18 protein-coding genes and 2 pseudogenes are annotated in these 19,954 nt (G+C 57.8%); 11 read left to right on the top strand and 9 right to left on the bottom strand.

The genetic code is table 11. The features are described 5' to 3' along the window. Nucleotides 1–8: 8 nt before the first annotated feature. The gene (locus tag B9Z44_RS10080; RefSeq protein WP_108402362.1) at nucleotides 9–578 is read left to right on the top strand and encodes a hypothetical protein; all 570 of its coding nucleotides are present in this window, start codon (nucleotides 9–11) and stop codon (nucleotides 576–578) included. An 89-nt stretch (nucleotides 579–667) separates the two neighbouring features. Here B9Z44_RS10080 and B9Z44_RS10075 read toward each other — a convergent pair whose 3' ends face one another. The 7 genes from B9Z44_RS10075 to B9Z44_RS10040 all read right to left on the bottom strand — a co-directional run bounded on the left by B9Z44_RS10075 (nucleotide 668) and on the right by B9Z44_RS10040 (nucleotide 6,877). Next, the gene (locus B9Z44_RS10075) at nucleotides 668–913 is read right to left on the bottom strand and encodes a MarR family winged helix-turn-helix transcriptional regulator (RefSeq protein WP_146180613.1); all 246 of its coding nucleotides are present in this window, start codon (nucleotides 911–913) and stop codon (nucleotides 668–670) included. Nucleotides 914–1,459: 546 nt separating this feature from the next. Then, nucleotides 1,460–2,035, bottom strand: coding sequence for a DUF2461 family protein (locus B9Z44_RS10070; RefSeq protein WP_108402361.1), 576 nt, complete (start codon nucleotides 2,033–2,035; stop codon nucleotides 1,460–1,462). A 39-nt stretch (nucleotides 2,036–2,074) separates the two neighbouring features. After that, on the bottom strand, nucleotides 2,075–3,610 hold the full coding sequence (locus B9Z44_RS10065; RefSeq protein WP_108402360.1) for an FAD-binding domain-containing protein: 1,536 nt from the start codon (nucleotides 3,608–3,610) through the stop codon (nucleotides 2,075–2,077). A gap of 162 nt (nucleotides 3,611–3,772) precedes the next feature. Beyond that, entirely contained in the window at nucleotides 3,773–4,438 is a 666-nt protein-coding gene (locus B9Z44_RS10060; protein WP_211308703.1) for a TetR/AcrR family transcriptional regulator, read from the bottom strand. 667 nt (nucleotides 4,439–5,105) lie between these two features. Next, complete coding sequence (locus tag B9Z44_RS15475) at nucleotides 5,106–5,291, bottom strand: DnaJ domain-containing protein (protein ID WP_108402358.1); 186 nt, start codon at nucleotides 5,289–5,291, stop codon at nucleotides 5,106–5,108. 50 nt (nucleotides 5,292–5,341) lie between these two features. Next, nucleotides 5,342–5,944 (bottom strand): TIGR02444 family protein, encoded by a 603-nt coding sequence (locus B9Z44_RS10045; RefSeq protein WP_108402357.1) that lies wholly within the window; start codon nucleotides 5,942–5,944, stop codon nucleotides 5,342–5,344. Nucleotides 5,945–5,965: 21 nt separating this feature from the next. Next, nucleotides 5,966–6,877, bottom strand: a complete 912-nt coding sequence (locus B9Z44_RS10040; RefSeq protein WP_108402356.1) for a LysR family transcriptional regulator — start codon at nucleotides 6,875–6,877, stop codon at nucleotides 5,966–5,968. Between the two features lie 406 nt (nucleotides 6,878–7,283). Here B9Z44_RS10040 and B9Z44_RS10030 point away from each other — a divergent pair, with 406 nt between their 5' ends. The 9 genes from B9Z44_RS10030 to B9Z44_RS09990 all read left to right on the top strand — a co-directional run bounded on the left by B9Z44_RS10030 (nucleotide 7,284) and on the right by B9Z44_RS09990 (nucleotide 17,019). Beyond that, nucleotides 7,284–8,741 carry a UbiD family decarboxylase gene (locus B9Z44_RS10030; RefSeq protein ID WP_245912805.1) on the top strand — a complete coding sequence of 486 codons (1,458 nt, stop codon included), beginning with the start codon at nucleotides 7,284–7,286 and terminating at the stop codon, nucleotides 8,739–8,741. Next, complete coding sequence (locus B9Z44_RS10025; RefSeq protein WP_108402354.1) at nucleotides 8,738–9,334, top strand: UbiX family flavin prenyltransferase; 597 nt, start codon at nucleotides 8,738–8,740, stop codon at nucleotides 9,332–9,334. Before B9Z44_RS10030 ends, B9Z44_RS10025 begins: the two co-directional genes overlap by 4 nt. Before the next feature lie 71 nt (nucleotides 9,335–9,405). Next, nucleotides 9,406–10,605 carry an amino acid ABC transporter substrate-binding protein gene (locus B9Z44_RS10020; RefSeq protein ID WP_170108492.1) on the top strand — a complete coding sequence of 400 codons (1,200 nt, stop codon included), beginning with the start codon at nucleotides 9,406–9,408 and terminating at the stop codon, nucleotides 10,603–10,605. A gap of 12 nt (nucleotides 10,606–10,617) precedes the next feature. Beyond that, on the top strand, nucleotides 10,618–11,484 hold the full coding sequence (locus B9Z44_RS10015; RefSeq protein WP_108402352.1) for a branched-chain amino acid ABC transporter permease: 867 nt from the start codon (nucleotides 10,618–10,620) through the stop codon (nucleotides 11,482–11,484). Next, nucleotides 11,481–13,271 (top strand): branched-chain amino acid ABC transporter ATP-binding protein/permease, encoded by a 1,791-nt coding sequence (locus B9Z44_RS10010; RefSeq protein WP_170108491.1) that lies wholly within the window; start codon nucleotides 11,481–11,483, stop codon nucleotides 13,269–13,271. The genes B9Z44_RS10015 and B9Z44_RS10010 overlap by 4 nt, the downstream gene beginning before the upstream one ends. Next, complete coding sequence (locus B9Z44_RS10005; RefSeq protein WP_108402350.1) at nucleotides 13,265–13,969, top strand: ABC transporter ATP-binding protein; 705 nt, start codon at nucleotides 13,265–13,267, stop codon at nucleotides 13,967–13,969. Before B9Z44_RS10010 ends, B9Z44_RS10005 begins: the two co-directional genes overlap by 7 nt. Nucleotides 13,970–13,985: 16 nt before the next feature. Then, nucleotides 13,986–14,759 carry a sterol desaturase family protein gene (locus B9Z44_RS10000; protein WP_108402349.1) on the top strand — a complete coding sequence of 258 codons (774 nt, stop codon included), beginning with the start codon at nucleotides 13,986–13,988 and terminating at the stop codon, nucleotides 14,757–14,759. A 10-nt stretch (nucleotides 14,760–14,769) separates the two neighbouring features. Beyond that, entirely contained in the window at nucleotides 14,770–15,552 is a 783-nt protein-coding gene (locus tag B9Z44_RS09995) for an SDR family NAD(P)-dependent oxidoreductase (RefSeq protein WP_108402348.1), read from the top strand. A 9-nt stretch (nucleotides 15,553–15,561) separates the two neighbouring features. After that, nucleotides 15,562–17,019: an aldehyde dehydrogenase family protein gene (locus tag B9Z44_RS09990; protein ID WP_108402347.1), complete on the top strand. Its 1,458-nt coding sequence runs from the start codon at nucleotides 15,562–15,564 to the stop codon at nucleotides 17,017–17,019. A gap of 242 nt (nucleotides 17,020–17,261) precedes the next feature. Here B9Z44_RS09990 and B9Z44_RS09985 read toward each other — a convergent pair. Together B9Z44_RS09985 and B9Z44_RS15360 are read right to left on the bottom strand one after the other, a co-directional pair. Further along, nucleotides 17,262–17,536, bottom strand: a pseudogene (locus tag B9Z44_RS09985) (integrase core domain-containing protein); the annotation flags it as partial. Between the two features lie 4 nt (nucleotides 17,537–17,540). Beyond that, nucleotides 17,541–18,522: pseudogene (locus tag B9Z44_RS15360) on the bottom strand (IS30 family transposase); the annotation flags it as partial. A 384-nt stretch (nucleotides 18,523–18,906) separates the two neighbouring features. Between B9Z44_RS15360 and B9Z44_RS09970 the strand changes: the two are divergent. Further along, a complete protein-coding gene (locus B9Z44_RS09970) occupies nucleotides 18,907–19,782 on the top strand; it encodes an AraC family transcriptional regulator (RefSeq protein ID WP_108402883.1) in 876 nt (291 codons plus the stop codon). The last annotated feature ends 172 nt before the right edge of the window (nucleotides 19,783–19,954 follow it).

Raw genomic sequence — 19,954 nt, 5'->3', positions numbered from 1 at the left:
ATGGCTTGATGCAGTCGTCGAACAAACTCAGCATTGAAAACCAAGCCATCGTTACTTTCGCATGTGCTGTTGCCTATTTTTATGCTTACCAACTGAACGCCCATTACTTCGAATGGTTTGAGTTTTCTCAAGGCGTCAACTGGCTCTACCTCCCGAGCGGCTTGCGCCTGTTGTTTGTGCTGGTGCTGACGCACATGGGCGCACTGGGCATCACGCTGGGTTCTATCGCCATCAACTACATGTTTGGCGCGTCCGATGCCCATGTGTTCAATCTGGGAACCTCGCTGATCTCTGGTGGTTCACCTTACTTGGCGCGCTTCATCGCGATTCGTTTCTTTCAGCTCAACACAGGGCTAACTGGCCTCAATAGCAAAGCCTTTTTCAAACTCACGGTGCTCTTTGCCTTGACTAATGGTCTCCTGCACCAAGTTTGGTTTTTTGGGACAGGTCAGACAGACAGCCTGATCACCAACGCATTGGTCATGGCGGCAGGCGATTGGTTTGGCACCGTGCTTGTGCTGGCGTGTGCGAGTTTGGCAATACGAACCGTGAAATCGTTTCGCCACATCAAACCTTAAACCGGATCAAAACGACGAGAACTTGAGGCAACGAACAAACGCCTGCGCTGTTCTCGGGCATTTTTCAGTACGCACAGCCTATGGTCAATTTATCGGACGATTACATCTTCATCGGTAACTTTGCCTGGCATCAGTGATTGCTTCATTGCATCACCAAGGCTAGAAAAGTACTGGTTAGCGACTGCGGTGGGAACGAGGTACTTTGTTCTGCGATTTTTATCGTCAAAAACTTTATCAATCAGCCCAAATTTGCATAAAACATCGATTTTTCGCTGAATCGTTGCAGAACTTGCAATTGAACTAAGGGCCATTGCTGTTTTGACTGTCAACGTCATGTCGTGCATATGACTCAGGGCAAGAGTTGTCCTTTGAAATGACAACTTGCCATTCAATAAAACAGGCTGAAAACTGTCTTTTTCTGTCTCAGACTGTCTGAATCTTTAGACAACATGGAACCTGTCAACTTGACACTCAAAGTGACGGCACAAAGAAAAAACCCACAGTCGCAAAACTGTGGGTTTTTATTTTGGTGGTGGGTGCGGACCACGGTTCAAATCCGCGCAGGACTTTACCTGATAACAGGCGTATGAGCCCTGCGGAGGGTGCGAAAAGGTACGTACACCTGCCCTCCCCTGCTCAATGGCCGCAACGCTCCGCAGCTTTTCGATCAACTCGCACCGCGCTCTCCGGGGTCGGAGTTCGACTCAGACCTGACGCTTGAAGCTGGGCTGGCGCCGCCCACTCTGTGTGAAGGTGCGATGGGGCGGTGAGCTACGTGAGCACATCCTCCAGTAAACGATTTAGACGGATCAGTTGCTTGAAGTCCTCCGCCACCGACGGCACCAGGTCCGCAGAGGTGAACTCGGTCGTGCTGAGTTTCTTCACCACCAAAAATCCTTGAGTTTTAACCACTCCATATCCGAATGATCTGGGTTGAACCCTCGTGGCGGGCGGGACGCCACTTCTTCACGTGAAAAGTCGGTCTCGAAGCGAGCCTTGAATGCAGGATCGGCAAACAAAGCATGAAAAGCTTGCGCGTCCCGTGCAATGGCATTTCTGACCCTTTTCAACTGCGGGCCGGAGGGCATGAAAAGCCCACCCGCCACCACGACTCCCTTGTAAGGCGGGATGTTGGGAAGAATGCCAAAAAACAAATGCGGGTTGCGCTCAAAGCGAGACTCCGACGGCTTAGAGATGGAAATCGACAGCCAGTCTTTGCAGCAAGGGCCGCCACTGACCACATGGTTGGCAGTTTTCTTGATCCGGCCGATCCCTTTGACCGGGAAGTGGTAATCCGAAACGATTGGCTGGAGTGCCGTCTTGAGCCTCTCGGCCAGGTCAATGAACGGCCCCCTGACATGGGCTTCATAGGCAGCTTGGTTTTCCTCCAACCAGTTCGGATCGGTCTGCTGGCCAGCTTCGGTCAGAAAAGAGAGTGTTCGGCTTGAAAATTTCATAAACGGCGGCCTTGGTCGCACTTGTGCGTCATCGTGAAGTTAGAAGAGACTGATCTGCGCAGACGGTTTGGCGTCCGCCTGCTTCAGCGCAGGAGTGCGCCGACCGCGTGCAGCTTGGCGGGATCGCTCGTTGAACCCAGGGGCCGCCTGCAATCCGAGGCTGGACCGCAGGGCGGCGATCTCGGCCTTGACGGTGCGGTGCACTTGCTCGAAGTCGACCAAGGAAGCAGGGTAGTCGCCAGCACCTTCCAAGCCGAACCGATGTCGCAATGTCGCTGGCATCGCCCAGGGCATGACGATCCATTCGTCGGGCACCGCCGCCAGCTCAGGCACCCAACGGCGCACGAAGTGCCCCTGCGGGTCCAGCTCACGCGCCTGTGTGACCGGGTTGTACAAGCGCAGCACCGGGCTGGCGGCCATGCAGCTGTGCATCTGGATCTGGGTGTAGTGAATGCCTGGCTCGAAGTCGACGAACATCTGCGCCAGCCAGTCGGCCACGGGTCGCCACGGCAAGGACAGGGTATGCGTGGCCACCGTCACCAGCATGGCGCGCATGCGGAAGTTGAGCCAACCGTGGTGGTGCAGGAATCGCATGCAGGCATCGACCATCGGCCAACCCGTGCGGCCGAGCCGCCATGCATCGAATCGCGCTAAGTCCATAGGGCGCGGCAGCTGCTCCATTTCGGGCACCAAAGCCTGGCGTTCCATCTCCGGCTGGTTTTCCAGCACCTGTAACGCGTAGCAATGCCACCAGAGCCGCGTCACATAGCTATGGAGTTGGCGATGCCAGTGCGTCCGGGGTGCGGCTTCGCGGGCCTCAAGCATGGTCTGCGCGATCTGACGCAGACTCAGGCTACCGTGCGCGATATGCGGGCTCAGGCGCGAGCCTCCATGCTCGGCAGTGGCGGGCGAGCTCATGTTGGCGCCGTAGCCTTGTCCGCGTCCGTCCAGGAAGCTGTCCAGCAGTTCACGCGCGGGTTGCAGGCCGCCTTTCTGTCGGCCAGCGCATGGCAAGGAGTGGGTCTTGATGGCCCTCGGCAGCAGCAACACCGTCTGGCCGTTGGTAGGCTCCAGCCACAAGAGATGGGCCGGCAGGCGCTCCAGAGGCACCGCTGCCCAAGCGTCCCAATGCTCCTTGAATCGTCGACCACGGCGCGACACGGGACGAACCACCCCGTTTTGCGGATACTCGTGCCAGCGAACGTCATGATCCCGGCACCAGGCGGCGACCGCACGGTCTCGTGCATACGTCCAAAGACCGCCGGTTTCCTGGTGGCTGTGCAGCGTGAAGGGGCCCAGCCGCAGGTACAGCGCATCCAGCATCTGGATGACTGGCGCAACGTGAACTTCCAGCGCAGTGCCCAACGATTTGAGTTGCACGTCCAGACTCAACAGGCATTCGCGCACAAACTGCCACTGTCGATCACCGGTGCAAGGCTGGTGCCAATGGTCGAGCTCGACGGCGTAGACAGACAACACCGGCCCTGCGGCTGTGGCGCGTGCGAGAGCCGTATGGTCTTCCACACGAAGATCGCGCTTGAACCAGACCACCTGCGGCATACCCGATGGGGTCATCAGCGACAACTCAGGCCTTGCCGGGTTAAAGGCAGACTGAAACCAAAAAAGCGATTTAGGTCGCGCATTACTTCAACCTTAATCTGGGCAGCAAGGCGCGCATGAGGGGTTTCCGTTGACGGCAAAAACAAGCAGTCTAACAATAATGGACGAAGTCGTCCTTTATGTTCTGGGTTGTTCCCAGTTGGTCATCGCGAACCTCTCTTGGAGCAGTTCGACAGCGTCATGCACACACTGTGACGCACGTAGCCGGAGTAAGGCTGCATCCACTCCGAAGGCCGCCTGGAAAGACAGCGGCTGAACAACCACCTCAACAAAGCGCTGGGCCAGTGTGATGAGCCTCGGATCGGCAGCGTTTAGGTTGGCAGCGCCAAGTCCCTTCAACACGTAAAAGACGGCACCGTCAAAGCTGACCCGGTATGCAGTCAGGGCAAGGTCGGGGAAGTTATCTGCCTCCGCAGCCGTGATGCGCATGAACGCCACACAGCGCGGATGCAACATACCTTCGATCAGTGCCTCGCCGACGGCCTGTAAGCGTTGCCCAAGCTTCAGCCCCTCGGGCACCGGTGCCAAGTGGTCAAACATCGTCTGGATTGAGCGGGTGACTACTGCAGCGAACAAGTCGCCCTTACTGGGATAGCGGGCGTAGAGGCTGGACTTTCCCACTTCGGCATGCTGCGCCACCAGATCCAAGGTAGTGCGGCCAAAGCCCCGATCCAGGAACAAAGAAGTTGCCACCTGCAAGATGCGTTCATCAAACTGACCGGCTTGCGAAGCAGGTGGGCGACCTCGGCGACGGTAAGACTTCTCATGGCCAGCAGCGGGCATTTATGAGGCTTTGCAAAAGGAATTGGGAGAAGGTCGGTGACATTCCATAGGAGCACCAAACTGGGCAGATGGTTACAGCAGATCTTAGGTCCACTGTCCCAACCGCATTTTGAATGACGTCCAAAGCGCTGCCCCTCGTGCTGGCCGAATTGTCATGAAGCGCCTGAAGTGACGGGTACTCGCCTCGGTGCTCCTGCACCATGCGCACTGCACGCTCTTTGACCTCGGGGGAGAACTTGTTTGACTTCTTGTTCATGGCTCAATCTTCTCAAAAGGTTGAGCCTCCTCAAAACCCGGGGCGATTCAACCTGTACCCCGCATTTGTATTTACTGGGATTTCAACTCTTTGTGGCTGATGGGGCTCGAACCCAATCGGGAGGGGCGCTTGGGGGAATGTCGGGGCTTGCAAGTCCTTGATTTCATTGGTATTTACATTTTTTCAAGCCCCGTTATTCCCCGGATTCCTCCCCGAATTCCTCCCCAAAGTAGCCCAGTCTTTTATAAGAGTTGGGCCGCAGTTCGGCGTCAAGAAAAAAAGCTCAACCGCATCGAAAAAAAGTGCGCAGCGTCAAGCTGTACCTGCTGATGTCAAAGGGCCATGCCTGCAAACTTTGCTTGGCCAGGGCCTGTGACCTGCGGCCGTGGCTCTAGCAGAGTCGCCGTAAAGTCAAGAGCCCTCATGGCGCCGAGCGATGAACTCGTAAGCCGCATGAATTTGTTTAGATTTCCGCTCTGCCATCTCTTTAAATTCGGGGGCGAGCTTAGAGACTTTGTCCGAGTGGTACTGCCAAATTTTTTTCTTGTAGGCGGCCTTGATTTCGTCGAATTCTGCTGAACTCGATATTTCGAGCACTTCAAACGTTACAAATTAAGGAGTGCGGTTTAGCTTTTTTATTTGCAGCTTCAATCTTTCGAGTCCCAGCTGATTTCGTCGGCCTCAGCATGTTGCAAACCCTCCGCTTCGCCAACCAGTAGCTCTGCGGCGATACGCACATCAGGCACTTCCAAGGTCCCAAGCAAATGGCCATTCATTTGTGCAAAGTGTGCAAGCACGCACTGCAGAGTATGTTCGAAACCACGCAAGTGCATATCTTGAGATTCATTGGCGTTTGGCAAGCACACGATCTGCCTGTCCAGGTAGGCAATGGCCACCTGCTCGGCGCTCAATTCCGTGATCTTCACCTGCTCGCGTACCCAGTTATTAAGTTCTGATCCAACCTCATGTACGCCTAATTTCATAGCTTGGCGGATTTGTCGCAGTGGTAGCACCACCTGCTCCCGCCAAGCTTTTAGACCCTTATCGGCGTTTGCCAGGGCTTCAGGGCTCAGGGCGCGGTGGCCGTGGGTCGCGTACAGCGCGAATATGAGCACGCAAACATCCAACCCGATGCGTGATTGCAGTTCCAAGCAGGCTGATGAGACGCCTTGACGTCGGTATAGCGTTTGGGCATATCGCCACAACGAGGTGTCTAGCTCAACCGGACGCGACGGGGTGAGTGGGGTCATAGGGACTCCTTTAAGCAGACATCACGGTGTAGTGGTGTTTTGAGCAACTTTGGATTGGGCGTGCTGCTCAAGCAAAGTTATGAATGCGGCTGCCGCGGGGCTGAGTGGACGCAGCGGGTGAGTCACGCAAACTACCTGCCTTGTCAGCGGAGGGTCTACCAGCGTGTGCGCGCGAAGGCTGCCGTCATGCAGCCGACTACGAATAGCTATTCGCGGTAAAAGCGCGGCATAGGTGTCCATCTCCACCAGTTGCAACAATGCGTTAATAGAGTCCACTTCCAGTGCTGGAGCTAGAGCGATGCCCTCTGCTTGAGTGATACTGTCCAGAATATCCCGTAACCCGTGTAAGCGCGTAGGCAATGCCAACTTCAGCTCCACCACTTCGCGAGTAATTAGGATATCAGCCAGCGGTGGGTGCTTGTGACCTGTGACCAGAACAAAGTCCTCGCTCAGCAAAGGGTGGCTTTTGAGTGCCAACTGGCGCCTCGGCTGATTGATGATTGCAGCATCCAGTTGCCCTTCTGTGACTGCCTTGCACAACATAGGTGAATAGCCTTCGCTGAGAGCAAGTGTGACTCTCGGGTGAGCCTGGGAGAACTCTTTCAGCACCTTAGCCAAAAGGTCCTGCGCCACGCTGGCGATGAGCCCAATTGACACATGGCCACTAAGCTCACCATCTGTCTGCATCAGTTGGTCACGTGCCTGTGCGAATTCAGCCAGCAAAGGGCGAAACAACTTGTACATCAGATGGCCGGCCGGGGCAGGCGCCAGTCCCCGTGTGTTGCGATGAAACAGCTGTTGGCCGATCTCGCTTTCCAACTTGGCCATCTGCATGCTCAGCGCCGGTTGCACCACATTCATGCGGCTGGCTGCCCGAGTCATGGACCCCTCCTCATATAGCGCGAGAAAGTATTGGATTTGTCGGAGTTGCATTGAAATTTTTGAACTATTTGCGTGAATTTAACATCAGAATTTATGATTAATGCGATCAGTATATATTAGTGGACATGATGTAAATTGATTCTTAGAATTTCTTCGATACAACAGTCTGTCCCTTCAAGAGGGTAAGACGACAACGAGGAGAAAAGATGAAGTGGTTTAGTTCGCCCAGCCCCCAGGGGCTCGGGATAGTCCTACTGGCAGGCATACTGTTAATGTCCAATGCACTGGCTCAGGGTCCCGCTGTGTCAGCCGCTTTCCCAAGTAAGCCGGTACGCATCGTCGTCCCCTATCCTCCGGGAGGATTTAACGACACCTTGGGACGTCTTGCGGCCAACCAGTTGAGCAAACTGTGGAAGCAACCGGTGGTGTAGATCTCATGTTGAGAAAGCCTGATGCCATGAACAAGCAAACCCCCACTGCCGCCCCCTTCCGCGACCTGCGCGAATGGCTGGCCCATCTGGAGTCCACCGGTCGACTTGCAGTGCTACGCGAGGGCGTGCCCTTGACGCATCGATTGGCTGCGATAGCCAAAAAGTTGGATGGCCGACAAGCTGCTTTCTTTCCCGCTGCGGGTGGTGGCACTGTGCCGGTTGTATCAGGAATCATGTCGCAGCGCAGTTGGATCGCAGAGGCCTTGGGCGTGTCTGAAACAGGCTTATTGGCGCGCTTTCGACAGGCCGCGGAAAAGCCACTGCCCTGCCAAGAGGTGAGTGCTGCGCAAGCACCTTGCCAGCAAGTCGTGCACCTTGGCGCGGATGTGCTCAAGCTCTTGCCTGTACCTACCCACAGCGAGCACGACAACGGCCCTTACATCACCGCAGGGCTGGTGATTGCGCGCAACCCAGTCACAGGTGTGCAGAACGTCTCGATCAACCGTATTCAAGTGCACTCGGGCACGCACATGGCCATCTTGATGTTGCCCCGCCACCTGTTGGCTTTTTATAAAGAGGCCGAATCGCGTCAGCAAGCGCTGGAGGTGGCGGTGGTGATCGGTGTGGACCCGCTAACGTTGCTGGCCTCGCAGGCGATTGCCCCCATCGACTGTGATGAGCTGGAGATTGCGGGTGCGCTGCATGGCGCGCCGCTGCCCGTGGTGAAGTGCCAAACAAATGGCGTGCATGTGCCAGCCAACAGCGAGATCGTGATCGAAGGCAGGCTGCTCCCAGGGGTACGCGAGCTTGAAGGGCCGTTCGGTGAATTCCCCAAGTACTACAGCGCACGCGAGCGCCGCGAGGTCATCGAGGTCGATGCCATCACGCACCGCAAACAACCCATTTATCACACCATTGTGCCCGCAGAAAAAGAGCACCTGCTTCTTGGTTCCATCCCGCGTGAGGCGACCTTGCTGGCCCACCTGCAGCGCAGTTTCCCTAATGTGTTGGACGTGCACTTGTCGGTCGGCGGTGTGGGTCGCTACCACCTGTTCGTCAAGATCCGCAAGGCCCACGAGGGGCAGCCCAAGAACGTGATTTGCGCAGCCTTCGGTGCGCACTACGACATCAAGCAGGTGATCGTGGTGGATGACGATGTCGATGTGCATGAGCCGCAGCAAGTTGAGTGGGCTGTGGCTACGCGCTTCCAAGCCGACCGCGATTTGGTGGTGATCCCTGGTGCGCAAGGCTCGGTGCTGGATCCGTCCACCACGGTGGGTCAGCATTTTGCGGATGGCGAGGCCCCACCAACTCACCTCCAAGGGCTCAGCGCAAAGATGGGGCTGGACGCAACCCGTCCGGTGGTCTACCACGAGCATGTGTTTACCAAGGTGCGCATTCCTGGAGAGGCCGAGATCGAGCTTGCCAATGAGGTGCGTGTGGGTGTGCGCATCAACTGGCAAACAGGAGCTTTGCAGTCATGAACCCATCACAGAAAAAGCGCTTGATCGTGGCCATCACGGGTGCCAGCGGCGCCATCTATGGTGTGCGCTTGCTAGAACAGCTGCGCGTTTTGCCTGAGTGGGAAACCCACCTGATCATTTCCAATTCAGGTGTGCTGACGGCCTCTGAGGAGCTGGGCATCAAACGCGCTGACATCGAAGCCCTGGCTGATGTGGTGCACAGCGTTAAGGACATTGGTGCCGCAGTCTCCAGTGGCTCGTTTCGGACCGCTGGGATGGTGATCGCCCCGTGCTCGATGAAGACGCTCGCAGAGATCGCCCATGGTCTGGCCGATAACCTCATCAGCCGCGCAGCCGATGTGGCGCTCAAGGAGCACCGCCGCCTGGTGCTGCTGGCCCGCGAGACACCGCTTAACTTGGCGCACCTGCGCAACATGACTGCGGTGACCGAGATGGGCGGCATTGTGTGCCCGCCAGTGCCCGCCTTCTACACCCGCCCGACTTCGCTGGACGACATCGTCAACCACACCGTAGGCCGCGTGCTCGACCTCTTTGACATCGACCACCGCGACTTGGTGCAACGCTGGCAGGGCCTCAACGGCTCAACGCCGTGACGCCACGCTGATCGAAGCCTGATTTCTGACCCATGAGATCCCCCACCGATTTAACAACGAGGAGACAAGCAATGAAGACACTCAGTCACCTGATGATGGGCGCTGCGGCGCTGGCAACTTACCTGCCTGCGCATGCCGCACAAGGTTCATGCACAGAGCCTATCGTCTTTGGAACCACCATTTCCGAGACCGGCCCTTTCTCCACACTGGCCGACCGCTGGCGCAAGATGACCGAGGTGTTCGCTGAAGAAGTGAACAAGTCTGGTGGCATCGCCGTGAAGGCGTGCAACAAAAAGCTGCCACTCAAATTTGTCATCTATGACGACCAGAGCGTGCCGGCCACAGCCGTGGCACTGTTCGAGAAGATGGCTACCGTGGACAAGGTGGACTTCTTTGTTGGCCCCGACTGGTCGTCGCTGGGCGGCCCGGTGCCGCCTGTGGCTGACAAGCACAAGATTCCCATGGTGATGGCCAACGTGGCCACACCCTCGGTTTACGACCGCGGCCTGAAGTACATATGGGGCACACCGTTTCCAGTGGTGCCCAATTGGTCGACACGTTATTTCGAGATGTTGACCACCGTCAGCCCCAAGCCGCAGACGATCTTCTTCATCACCCACGACAACCCGGTGATGAAAGGCATTACGGCAACTTGGAGCAAGAAGGCCGAAGAGCAGGGCTTGAAGGTGCTGGGCAACGAGACGTTCTCTGCCGAGCTCAAGGACTTCACCGCATTGATCGCCAAGGTACGAGCGGCCAAGGCTGACATCATTTATGTGAGCTCGTTTGACAACGCCTCGGTGCCTTTGGTGCAGCAAATGCGCCAGCTCAAGGTGCGCGCCATGGATGTGCACCACACCATGTTGACCGGTGCTCTGAGCCGACAGGTTGGCAAAGACATCGAGGGCATGACCGGCGAGTTGAGCTGGTACCCCGGCATCAAAGGCGCTTACAGCGATCTGGTGGAGACGGTGATGAAGCGCTCCGATGTGTCGATGTTTGACTACATCTGGACCTTAGGCCGACTCACCTCTTACCTGGCCATGATCCAGGGCATTGAGAAAGCCGGCGTGGTTGACCGTGAGAAGGTCAAAGAAGCGCTCTTCAAGTCCACCATCAAGTCTCCCGCGGGTGATGTGAGTTTCGACGAGCGCGGCTTCCCCAACACCGGCGCTTTCACCGTGCAGATGAACGGTGGCAAGGTCAATGTGGTGTGGCCGCCCGAGGCTGCGACGGGCAAGCTGGTCTGGCCTTCGCCAAGCTGGCAGTAAGCGAGCATCACAATGGAAGTCCTGCTCCAAGTCCTGATCGGCGGGATCTTGCTCGGCGGTCTGTACGCGCTGGTCGCGTTCGGGCTGTCGCTGATCTACGGTGTCGTGCGCATTCTTAACTTTGCGCACGGCACCCTGCTGGCTGTCAGCGGCGTGCTTGCCAGTCTGGTCTTTGCCAGCTGGCAGTTGCACCCACTGCTGATCGCAGCACTCCTCGCGCCACTGATGTTCGCCTGCGCCTACGCTTACTACCATGTGTTGCTGCGCCCCTTAACTCGGCGTAGCCACTTTGAGGCCACGGTGGGTACGGTGCTGGTCACGGTGGGCACGCTGATGATCCTGTCAGATTTGACGGCGATGGCCGCTGGGGCTACGCAGCGCAACATCCCTGTGCGGCTCGAGGCCCTGGAGTTTGGTGACATCGTGGTCTCCACCACGCAGTTGCTGATTCTTTTGGGCATTGCCTTGCTGACCGCAATGATGCATGTGATCCTCAAGCGCACGTGGTTCGGTCGAGCGGTGCGTGCGGTCACCCAAGAACCTGTGGGCGCCGAGATTTGCGGTGTGCAGAGCACCCGCCTGAAGGCCTTGACCTTCGCCTTCGGTTCAGCCACGGTGGCCATCGCTGCGGTGCTGTATGTGCTGTCGTTTCCGGTGGATCCCTACATGGGCTTTGGACTGACGGTTAAAGCTTTCACCATCATTGTGGTGGGTGGCGTCGGGAACTTGCCCGGTGCCTTGCTGGCCGGCATCTTCTTAGGTGTCGCCGAAGGCTTAACAGGGCTTTACTGGAAGCCTGAATGGGCACCAGCATTGAGCGTCATCCTGATGCTGCTGATTTTGGTGGCTTACCCCAAAGGTGTGGGAGCGAAGACATGAGCAAGAGCTTGAACGCAGTGACTGGCTGGGCACTGGGCACCTTCGGTGTGGCAGCACTGGCCAGCTTGCCATTCCTGGGCAATGCTTACCTGACCACCATCGGGTTCACGGTGTTGATTGCCTACATTTTGGGTCAAAGCTGGGACTGGGTCGCTGGTGAGATGGGCTACGTGAACCTGGGGCACTACTGCTTTTACGGTATTGGGGCTTATGCCTTTGCCATCTTGCTTGTGGGCAATTGGCCGCTGTGGGTGGCCATCGGCTTTGCGGTTGTGGTCACGGCCTTGGCTGCGCTGGTGATTTCGGTGCCGCTTTTCAGATTACAGGGTGACTATTTCGCCTTCGCCACATTGGCTCTGCTGCCACTCATGGAGGTGCTGGCTTACAACCTGACTCCGATCACCAACGGAGCCGATGGCATCGTGCTGCCAGTGGCGCAGGTGCTGCAGCCGGCTTACCTGATTGCGTTGGGTGTGTGCGTGCTGACGTTCATGGTCACCTTGCGCATCAACGCCTCACGTTTTGGGTATGCCCTCAAGAGCATCCGTAACGACGAGCAAGTGGCCGAGACCGTGGGTGTGCGCATCGCACCTATCAAGCGACGTGTGTTGGTGCTGAGTGCCGCTTTTGGCGCAGTAGCAGGTGCAGTGCAAGCCTGGCAGATGAGCTACATCGACCCAGCCACGGTGTTTGGTCTGAACGTGGCGCTGGTGCCGGTGGCGATGGTGCTCTTCGCAGGTTCGGGCTTGCGCTGGGGTCCAGTGGTTGGCGTGCTGGTGCTCGCAACCTTGCAGCAGTGGTTGCTGGTCAACGTCAAGGGTTTCCAAGCCACGCTGTATGGGCTGATTGTGCTGCTCATCGGACGCTTCATGCCCGGCGGTTTTCTGCGCGCGCGTTGGGTCAAGAAGGTGCCGCTGTTGCGCGCTCTGGCGCGTGAGCACCATGAGTACATGGGTGAGACCGCCACGGTAGCGCAGACTTCTGCCGCATCGAAGGAGCTGCCACTGCCACGCTACGCTGCGGTAGGAAGCACGCCGCTCATCCAGCTCGAGAACGTGCGCATGCAGTTTGGCGGCAACGTGGCGGTCAAAGATGTGAGCTTGCAGATTCAGTCAGGCGAAATCGTTGGCTTGATCGGCCCCAATGGCTCGGGCAAGACAACCTTGTTTAACTGCATCTCGCGGGTTTACACCCCTACCGCAGGCCGCGTGTTGTTTGCAGGGCAAGACCTCAAAGGTTGCAGCCGTGACCAAATCGCCCGTCTGGGTGTGGGTCGCACGTACCAGATCCCGCGTCCCTTTGGCGACCTCACGGTGCAAGAGAACATCGCCATTCCGCTGATGTTCAATGAGCAGCCGCTGTCCCCACGCGATGCGATGCGAGAGGCCCGTGTCTTCATCGAGTACGCCGAGCTGGGGCATCGTCTGCGTGAACGTGCCGACGGTTTATCGGTGCAGGAGAAAAAGGCTCTGGAATTTGCACGTGCGCTTGCCTGCAAGCCCCGCCTGCTGTTGGTCGATGAGGTGGCCTCAGGACTCACGCCTGCAGAGGTGCAACGTTTTGTCGACCACATCCGCCATGTGCGTGACCGCTACGGCATGACCGTGATCTGGGTTGAGCATATTTTCTCAGCGCTGGAGAAGGTGGTAGATCGTGTGATCGCGCTGGAGGAAGGCACCTTGATTGCGGACGGTCCGCTGGCCGAGGTGGTGCGCAACGAGCGTGTGCTCAGCACCTACCTGGGCTCAGCTGCCCCTAAGGCTAAGGCAGGAGAACACACATGCTGAGCTTAAAGAACTTGCGTGTGAACCACGGGCCGCTCACGGCGCTGTGGGATGTGTCTCTGGATGTGAGGCGCGGTGAGAAAGTGGGGCTGCTGGGTGCTAACGGCGCAGGTAAATCCACCACCATGGGCGCCATTGTGGGCCTGTACCCCCGGGCCAGCGGCACCATCACCTACGACGGGCAGGTGCTGGAGCGTCCATCAACCGCACAAACTGTGGCGGGGGGGATTGCACTGGTGCCCGAGGGTCGCCGCTTGTTTGCCGCGATGAGCGTGCTGGAGAACCTCGAGATGGGGGTGTATGCCGCGGCCAATCGCAAGGATAGGGCGGCTTCGTTGGCGCGGGTCTACCAGCTGTTTCCGATCCTGCGCGAGAAGGCCACACAAAACGCCGGTGAGCTCAGTGGAGGCCAGCAGCAGATGGTGGCGATAGGTCGCGCACTGATGTCTCGCCCGCGTCTGTTGCTGCTGGACGAGCCCTTCATTGGCGTGGCCCCCAAGCTCATTGATGAGATTTTGTCAGCACTTCACAGCATCGCTGCCGAAGGCGTGACCATGATTTTGGTGGAGCAAAACACCCACCGTGCGCTGGACTTCGTCGAGCGTGCCTATGTGATCGAAAACGGCCACACCGTGCTGGAAGGCAGCCGCGAGCAATTGCTGGCTGATCCCACCTTTGCTGCCAAGTTTCTTGGACTTTAAATACAGGAGTTTTGTCATGAACCGAGAGCAGGAAATTGTTGCCCGTTCCCACGCGTTCCGAGAGGAATACCGTGAGAACACGCCGGGCTGGTACCGCGGTGAAATGCATTTGGCATTTACCTTGTGTTTCACGGTGGGGGCCATCGTGTACTGTGCCAGCCAACTGGCGTCAACGCGCTGGCAAGAGTGGGTGTTTGTGATGATGCCCATGTTCCTGTTCGGCAATTGGGCCGAGTGGGCAGCGCATCGCTATTTGCTGCACAGCCCCAAGAGCATTCTGAAGTCAGCTTACAAGCGGCATGTGGGGACCCACCACCAGTTCTTCTCGCACAAGACCCTGGATTACCACGGCCAGCGCGATTGGCGTGCTTTGCTGTTCCCGCCTTTTGCGCCTGTTTTGTTCGTCTTCGCTGCATTGCCCTTGGCGCTTGTGCTGGCTGCACTTTGGTCGGTTAACGCCGGTTACATCGCGATGATCAGCATGGCTGGCTACTTTCTCATGTACGAAGGCTTGCACACCCTGTCGCATCTCGAGCATCCGTTGCTGGACCGTTTGCCCCTGGTCAACACCGTCAGGCGCATGCATGTTCTGCACCACAACCCGGATTTCATGCACACCCGAAATTTCAACCTCACCTTCCCAATTTGCGATGCGCTGTTTGGCACCAGCGATTTGAAAAGTGGCGTGATCGCAACGCTGTTCAACGGCATGTCGGACGCACAGCGCAAGGAAGAAGACAAGCGCACATTGGCTGCACAGCAGCTTGAGCGCAGTAGCTCACACCAATAAGGAACCCGAGATGACTGAGCCTTTGAATCAACGTGCCAATGCGCTGGCCAACCGTGTTGCCATCGTTACGGGCGCTGCCCAGGGGATTGGGGCGCGCTATGCCCAAGCCCTGTCTGCTGCGGGTGCGGCTGTGGTTTGTGCCGACGTTGTGCCTAGCCAGGCCACGGTCGAGGCCATCCAGGCCGCTGGCGGGCAAGCCTTGGATGTGCGGGTGGATGTGACGTCATCGGAGTCTGCCCGCGCCATGGCCGAAGCGGCCATGCGTGCGTTTGGGCGTATCGACATCCTGGTCAACAACGCCGGCATTTTCACCAACCTGGCACTCAAACCGATGGATCAAATCGACAGCGCTGAGTGGGACAAGGTGATGGCCGTCAACGTTCGAGGCCCCTTCGAGTGCAGCAAGGCTGTGCTGCCCGCCATGCGTGCGCAGGGCTACGGCAAGATCATCAACATCGCCTCAGGCACTGTCTTCAAGGGCGCGCCGATGTTGTTGCACTACGTCAGCTCCAAGGGCGCGGTGGTGGCCATGACCCGCAGCATGGCGCGTGAGTTGGGCGATGCAGGCATCCGGGTCAACACGCTGGCCCCCGGCCTGACCGCCAGTGAAAACACGGTGGCCAACCCGGCTTGGCAAGGCGCGGTGAGTGCCAACAACATTGCCAGCCGCGCCATCAAACGTGAGGTGACACCCGAAGACCTGTGCGGCACCTTGCTGTACTTGGCCAGTCCCGCCAGCGACTTCGTGACCGGTCAGGTCGTGGTGGTTGATGGTGGCTCCGTGATGCATTGAGGACATGAGATGACCCCCCAAGCGCTTAATCTGATCGACAACGAATGGCAGCCCGCGCAAAGCGGACAGTTCGAGGACAGTGTGAACCCGGCCGATGGCCGTGTGATTGGCCGCTACGCCGCCAGTGATGGTGCGGACGCCGAAGCTGCAATCGCTGCTGCACGCCGCGCTTTCGAGCGCCCCGACTGGGCGCAGTCACCGAGGCTGCGCCAGATGGTGATGCTCAAGTGGGCCGACCGGCTCGAAGCGCACGCCGACGAACTCGCGCATTTGTTGACGCTGGAAAACGGCAAGGTGCTGGCGCAGTCGCGCGGAGAAATGGCAGGTGCCATTTCCGAAATCCGTTACTACGCTGGTCTGACCCGATTCATCCCTGGCCATGTTTTTGAAGTTGAACCTGGTGCCTACTCCACCTTGCTCAAGGAGCCTGCCGGTGTGGCGGGCATCATCGTGCCGTGGAATGCACCGGTGGTGCTTTTGATTCGCTCGATCACCCCAGCCCTGGCTGCTGGCTGCACGACGGTCATCAAGCCAGCGCCACAAACCGCGCTGATTACAGCGGCTGTTTTGGCTGACTTGCAAGCGGTGGCTGAACTACCACGAGGGGTACTTAACTTGGTGAGCGAGTGCGGCCATGCGGTGGCGCAGGCGCTGACCACCTCTGCCGACGTTGATGTGATCAGCTTCACAGGCTCGAACGCCACCGGCCAGCGCATCATGGCTGCAGCTGCGCCAACGATGAAAAAACTCTCGCTTGAACTTGGTGGTAAATCTTGCTGCCTGGTGTTTGACGACGTGGATGTGTCACGAATTGCGCCGCAATTGGCAGCGGCTGCCACCATCATTTCTGGGCAGCAGTGCACCGCCGCGCGCCGCGTGCTGGTTCACGCTTCGCGGTATGACGAGATGAAGGTCGCGTTAAGCCAAGCACTTCAAGCCTTGGTGGTGGCGCCTGGTTTAGCCGCTGGCGCGCAGCTTGGTCCGCTGATTGATGCACCTTCGCACCAGCGGGTGAGCCAGGCGATTGCGCAAGCAACCGACTTGGCAGACGAGGTCATCCTTCGCGGTGGGCGCCCCGATGGGCTGTCAGCCAGCGGCCACTTCATGACCCCAACGCTGGTGGCACACCGCGACACCAGTGCTTTCTTCGTACAAGATGAAATTTTCGGCCCCTTTGTGGTGCTGGAGAAATTTGAAGACGAACAAGATGCCGTCAAGCGCGCCAACCACTCTGATTACGGCTTGTCGGCCAGCGTTTGGACCCAAGACGGCGCGCGCCAAATGCGGGTAGCCCGTGCGCTACGAAACGGCACGGTCTGGCTCAATGAGCACAACAAGTTGTTTGCTGAAGCCGAGACGGGTGGGTATCGCCGCAGCGGCCTGGGGCGCTTGCACGGCTATGACGCCTTGATTGATTTCATGGAGATCAAGCACATCTACCAAAACGCTGGTGTAGTCGCACTCTGATTCTGGCTAAGGCCTGTGAATTGGCCTGGTATCGGTATTCATCTTGCCAAACAGCCCCGCGGGCAGCTGTGCTGCGGGGCATTACCCCCACCGATTACCGTCGCAAGGTCAATCTTTTTGACCTGCCAGCCGACAAAGCGCCCTTAATCTGAGTTCAAAGTTACCAGACGATTTGGATGCTTTTCCAACTGGCTGGTCCAAGACCAGACCTGTGGGCTGCTGCCGGTCTCGTAGACACCGACCTAAGCTTCTCGAGCTTTTTCAAACTCTAACGGACTGACGTATCCGAGCGTCGAATGACGGCGCACGGGGTTGTAGAACCGCTCGATGTAATCAAACACGTCGGCACGGGCCTAGGCTCGGGTGCGGTACACCTTTCTGGCCGTCTTCTCCGCCTTCAATGAACTGAAGAAGCTTTCCACCGTCGAGTTGTCCCAGACCTCGCCAGCACGGCTCATGCTGCAGGTAATACCCTGTTCCCGCAGCAGTTCCTGGAAGTGCTCGTGGTGTATTGGGTGCATTCAACCGGTCGATGCAACACTTGCTGCGAGTCTAGCGCTAGGCGTTTCATAGTTCAGCGTCTTACGCGGGCGATTATTCAAACGCAAAGCAATTGCATCAAGTTGAATCTGGTCGAATGGCGAGAGGTCGGTTCCTTTGCGGAAGTATTGGCGCAGCAGACCATTCGTGTTTTCGTTCGTACCGCGCTGCCATGGACTTTGAGGATCACAGAAGTAGACACTGACATCTGTAGCCACAGTGAATCGTTTGTGTTGCGCCAGCTCAGTGCCACGATCCCAAGTTAAGGTGGACATCAATCCCTCTGGCAATGTCTTGACCTGCCGAACCAAAGCGCTCACCACGCTGCTCGTGTCCTTCCCTGTGACATGCACCAACATGACATATCGGGAATGCCTTTCGACTAGCGTTGCAATGTGACTATTCTTTGAGCCAGTGATCAAGTCACCTTCCCAGTGTCCAGGAATGGCCCGGTCCTCGACCTCAGCGGGGCGCTCACTAATTGAGATCGCATCAACGATTTGCCCCCGTGGCTGCCCAGCAGTTGTTGAGTGCTTTCTTTAGGACCCCCCGCGCCTGAATGAACAGGCTACGGTAGATCGTTTCGTGGGATAACTGCATAGCACTGTCATTTTGATACGTGCACTTCAACCATCCTGCGATTTGCTGGGGAGACCAATCGTCTTGCAGCTTCTGTGCATCGATACGCCGCAAACTGCTACTGCCAGCTAGGACGCATTGATTTGGGCGCAGAGTTCGCTCCCAAGCGCGCGCATCTGAGCTCGCTGCACGATGGGCCAATCTGCCGCCGTTGCGAGCGATCTCACGACTGATCGTCGACGGCGAGCGGCCAAGTTGCCTCGCTAACTCGCGTATTGAGTCACCTGCCATCAGGCCTCTTGATATCTCTTCTCTTTGCTCGAGTGTCAAGCTATGCCCGCATCTGGTCCTAGTCCGCGGCAGGATCACGCCGTTTGACGCCAAACTGCACGCGGGGCCTGTGACCTTGCTATGGCAATAATGGTTTAGCCCGGCTTTACCAGATCGTGATCTTGTTCGCAGGTGGAGACAAAGATACTTTCAGTTGCGTAAGTGTTCAAGCGCCAGTTGCACCCGACTGAACACTCCTTCCCCTTCGGGGGAAGGCAGGGATGGGGGCTCTAAACATGTGGAAGCGCTTTATTTCAGTGCTTTAACCTGCCTCTTTGCAGAATTAGAATCGGTGCTGCTATTTGCTGAGAAGACCGAAGACCCGCTTTGCTGTGCGGCTGTTTTATGGCGCGAGGCCAATTGTGGATATACTGTTGCACAAGCAGGCGGGTCACGCTCTGGGCGCAGCCAGGCCCCGCCGTCTGCATGACCCAACACATGTCCTCCGCCGTCAAGATATTTCAAGGCCGATTCGGTCGTGTCGCTTTGCTCGACATGACCGCGCCGCTGGTCGGGCATGCCCATCACCACTGCCATCTCCTGATAAAGGCCGGCGGAGCGGATGGGGCTTTTCGTGTGCGCGGCGAGGTGGCGCCGCTGACCGACGAGACTGCGGTGCTGGTCAATGCCTGGGAACACCATGCCTACGAGCACAAAGCCCCTCTCGGTGAGCGCACCTTGATTCTGGCGCTATACATTGAGCCGGCTTGGCTGGCCGAGATTCAACGCTCGCTCGCCCTATCGGGCCACCCACGCTTCTTTCCGCAGTCAACGGTGCAGCTCAATGCCGCCACGCGCAAGAACATGGAGGAGTTCGTGTTGGAGCTTTGGTGGGCGGACGAAGTGTCTCCCAGCCGCCTGGAGCATCTGCTGTTTGATCTGATCATCGAGGTGATAGAACACTGCTCTGGCTGGCGGGATCTGGCAAGCCTGCTGCGCAGTCGCCCGCCTGCGGCCATAGACCCACGCATCCGCCAGGCGATGTCGCTGATGAAGCAGGATGTGGCACGTGAGCTTGACGTGGATGCATTGGCGCAGCAGACGGGGCTGTCGCGAGCCCATTTCTTCACGCTGTTCCAGCGTGACACCCAAGTCTCGCCTTTGGTTTACGCCAATGTGCTGCGTTTCGAGGCGGCGGTGTCCCGACTCACTCAGGGTCGCGATGCAGTGGGCGACATCGCCGCCGACCTGGGGTTTTCGGAGCCCAGTCATTTCGCGCGATTTTTTCGCTCTCACCTGGGTATCACGCCCACCGACTACCGACGCAAGGTCAACCTCTTCGAGCCTCCGGCCGGCGGCGATACCTTGCTCTGAGCCGCTACCGGGGTTCAGCGGTCTGCGCTGAGGCGTGAGGGGTTGGGCGCAGCGCCCCGACAACCGGCGTGGTGAAAGTCACCAGACGATTTGGATGATTTTCTGACTCCCGGGATGAAGTCCAGACTTTCTTGTTAGTGCATTTCGGTGCTCTTGCCGACACTCGTCTCCA

It is taken from the genome of Limnohabitans curvus (assembly GCF_003063475.1).
In the GTDB taxonomy this organism is placed as follows: Bacteria; Pseudomonadota; Gammaproteobacteria; order Burkholderiales; family Burkholderiaceae_C; genus Limnohabitans; species Limnohabitans curvus.
This window is presented reverse-complemented; position numbering and strand designations above follow the sequence as displayed.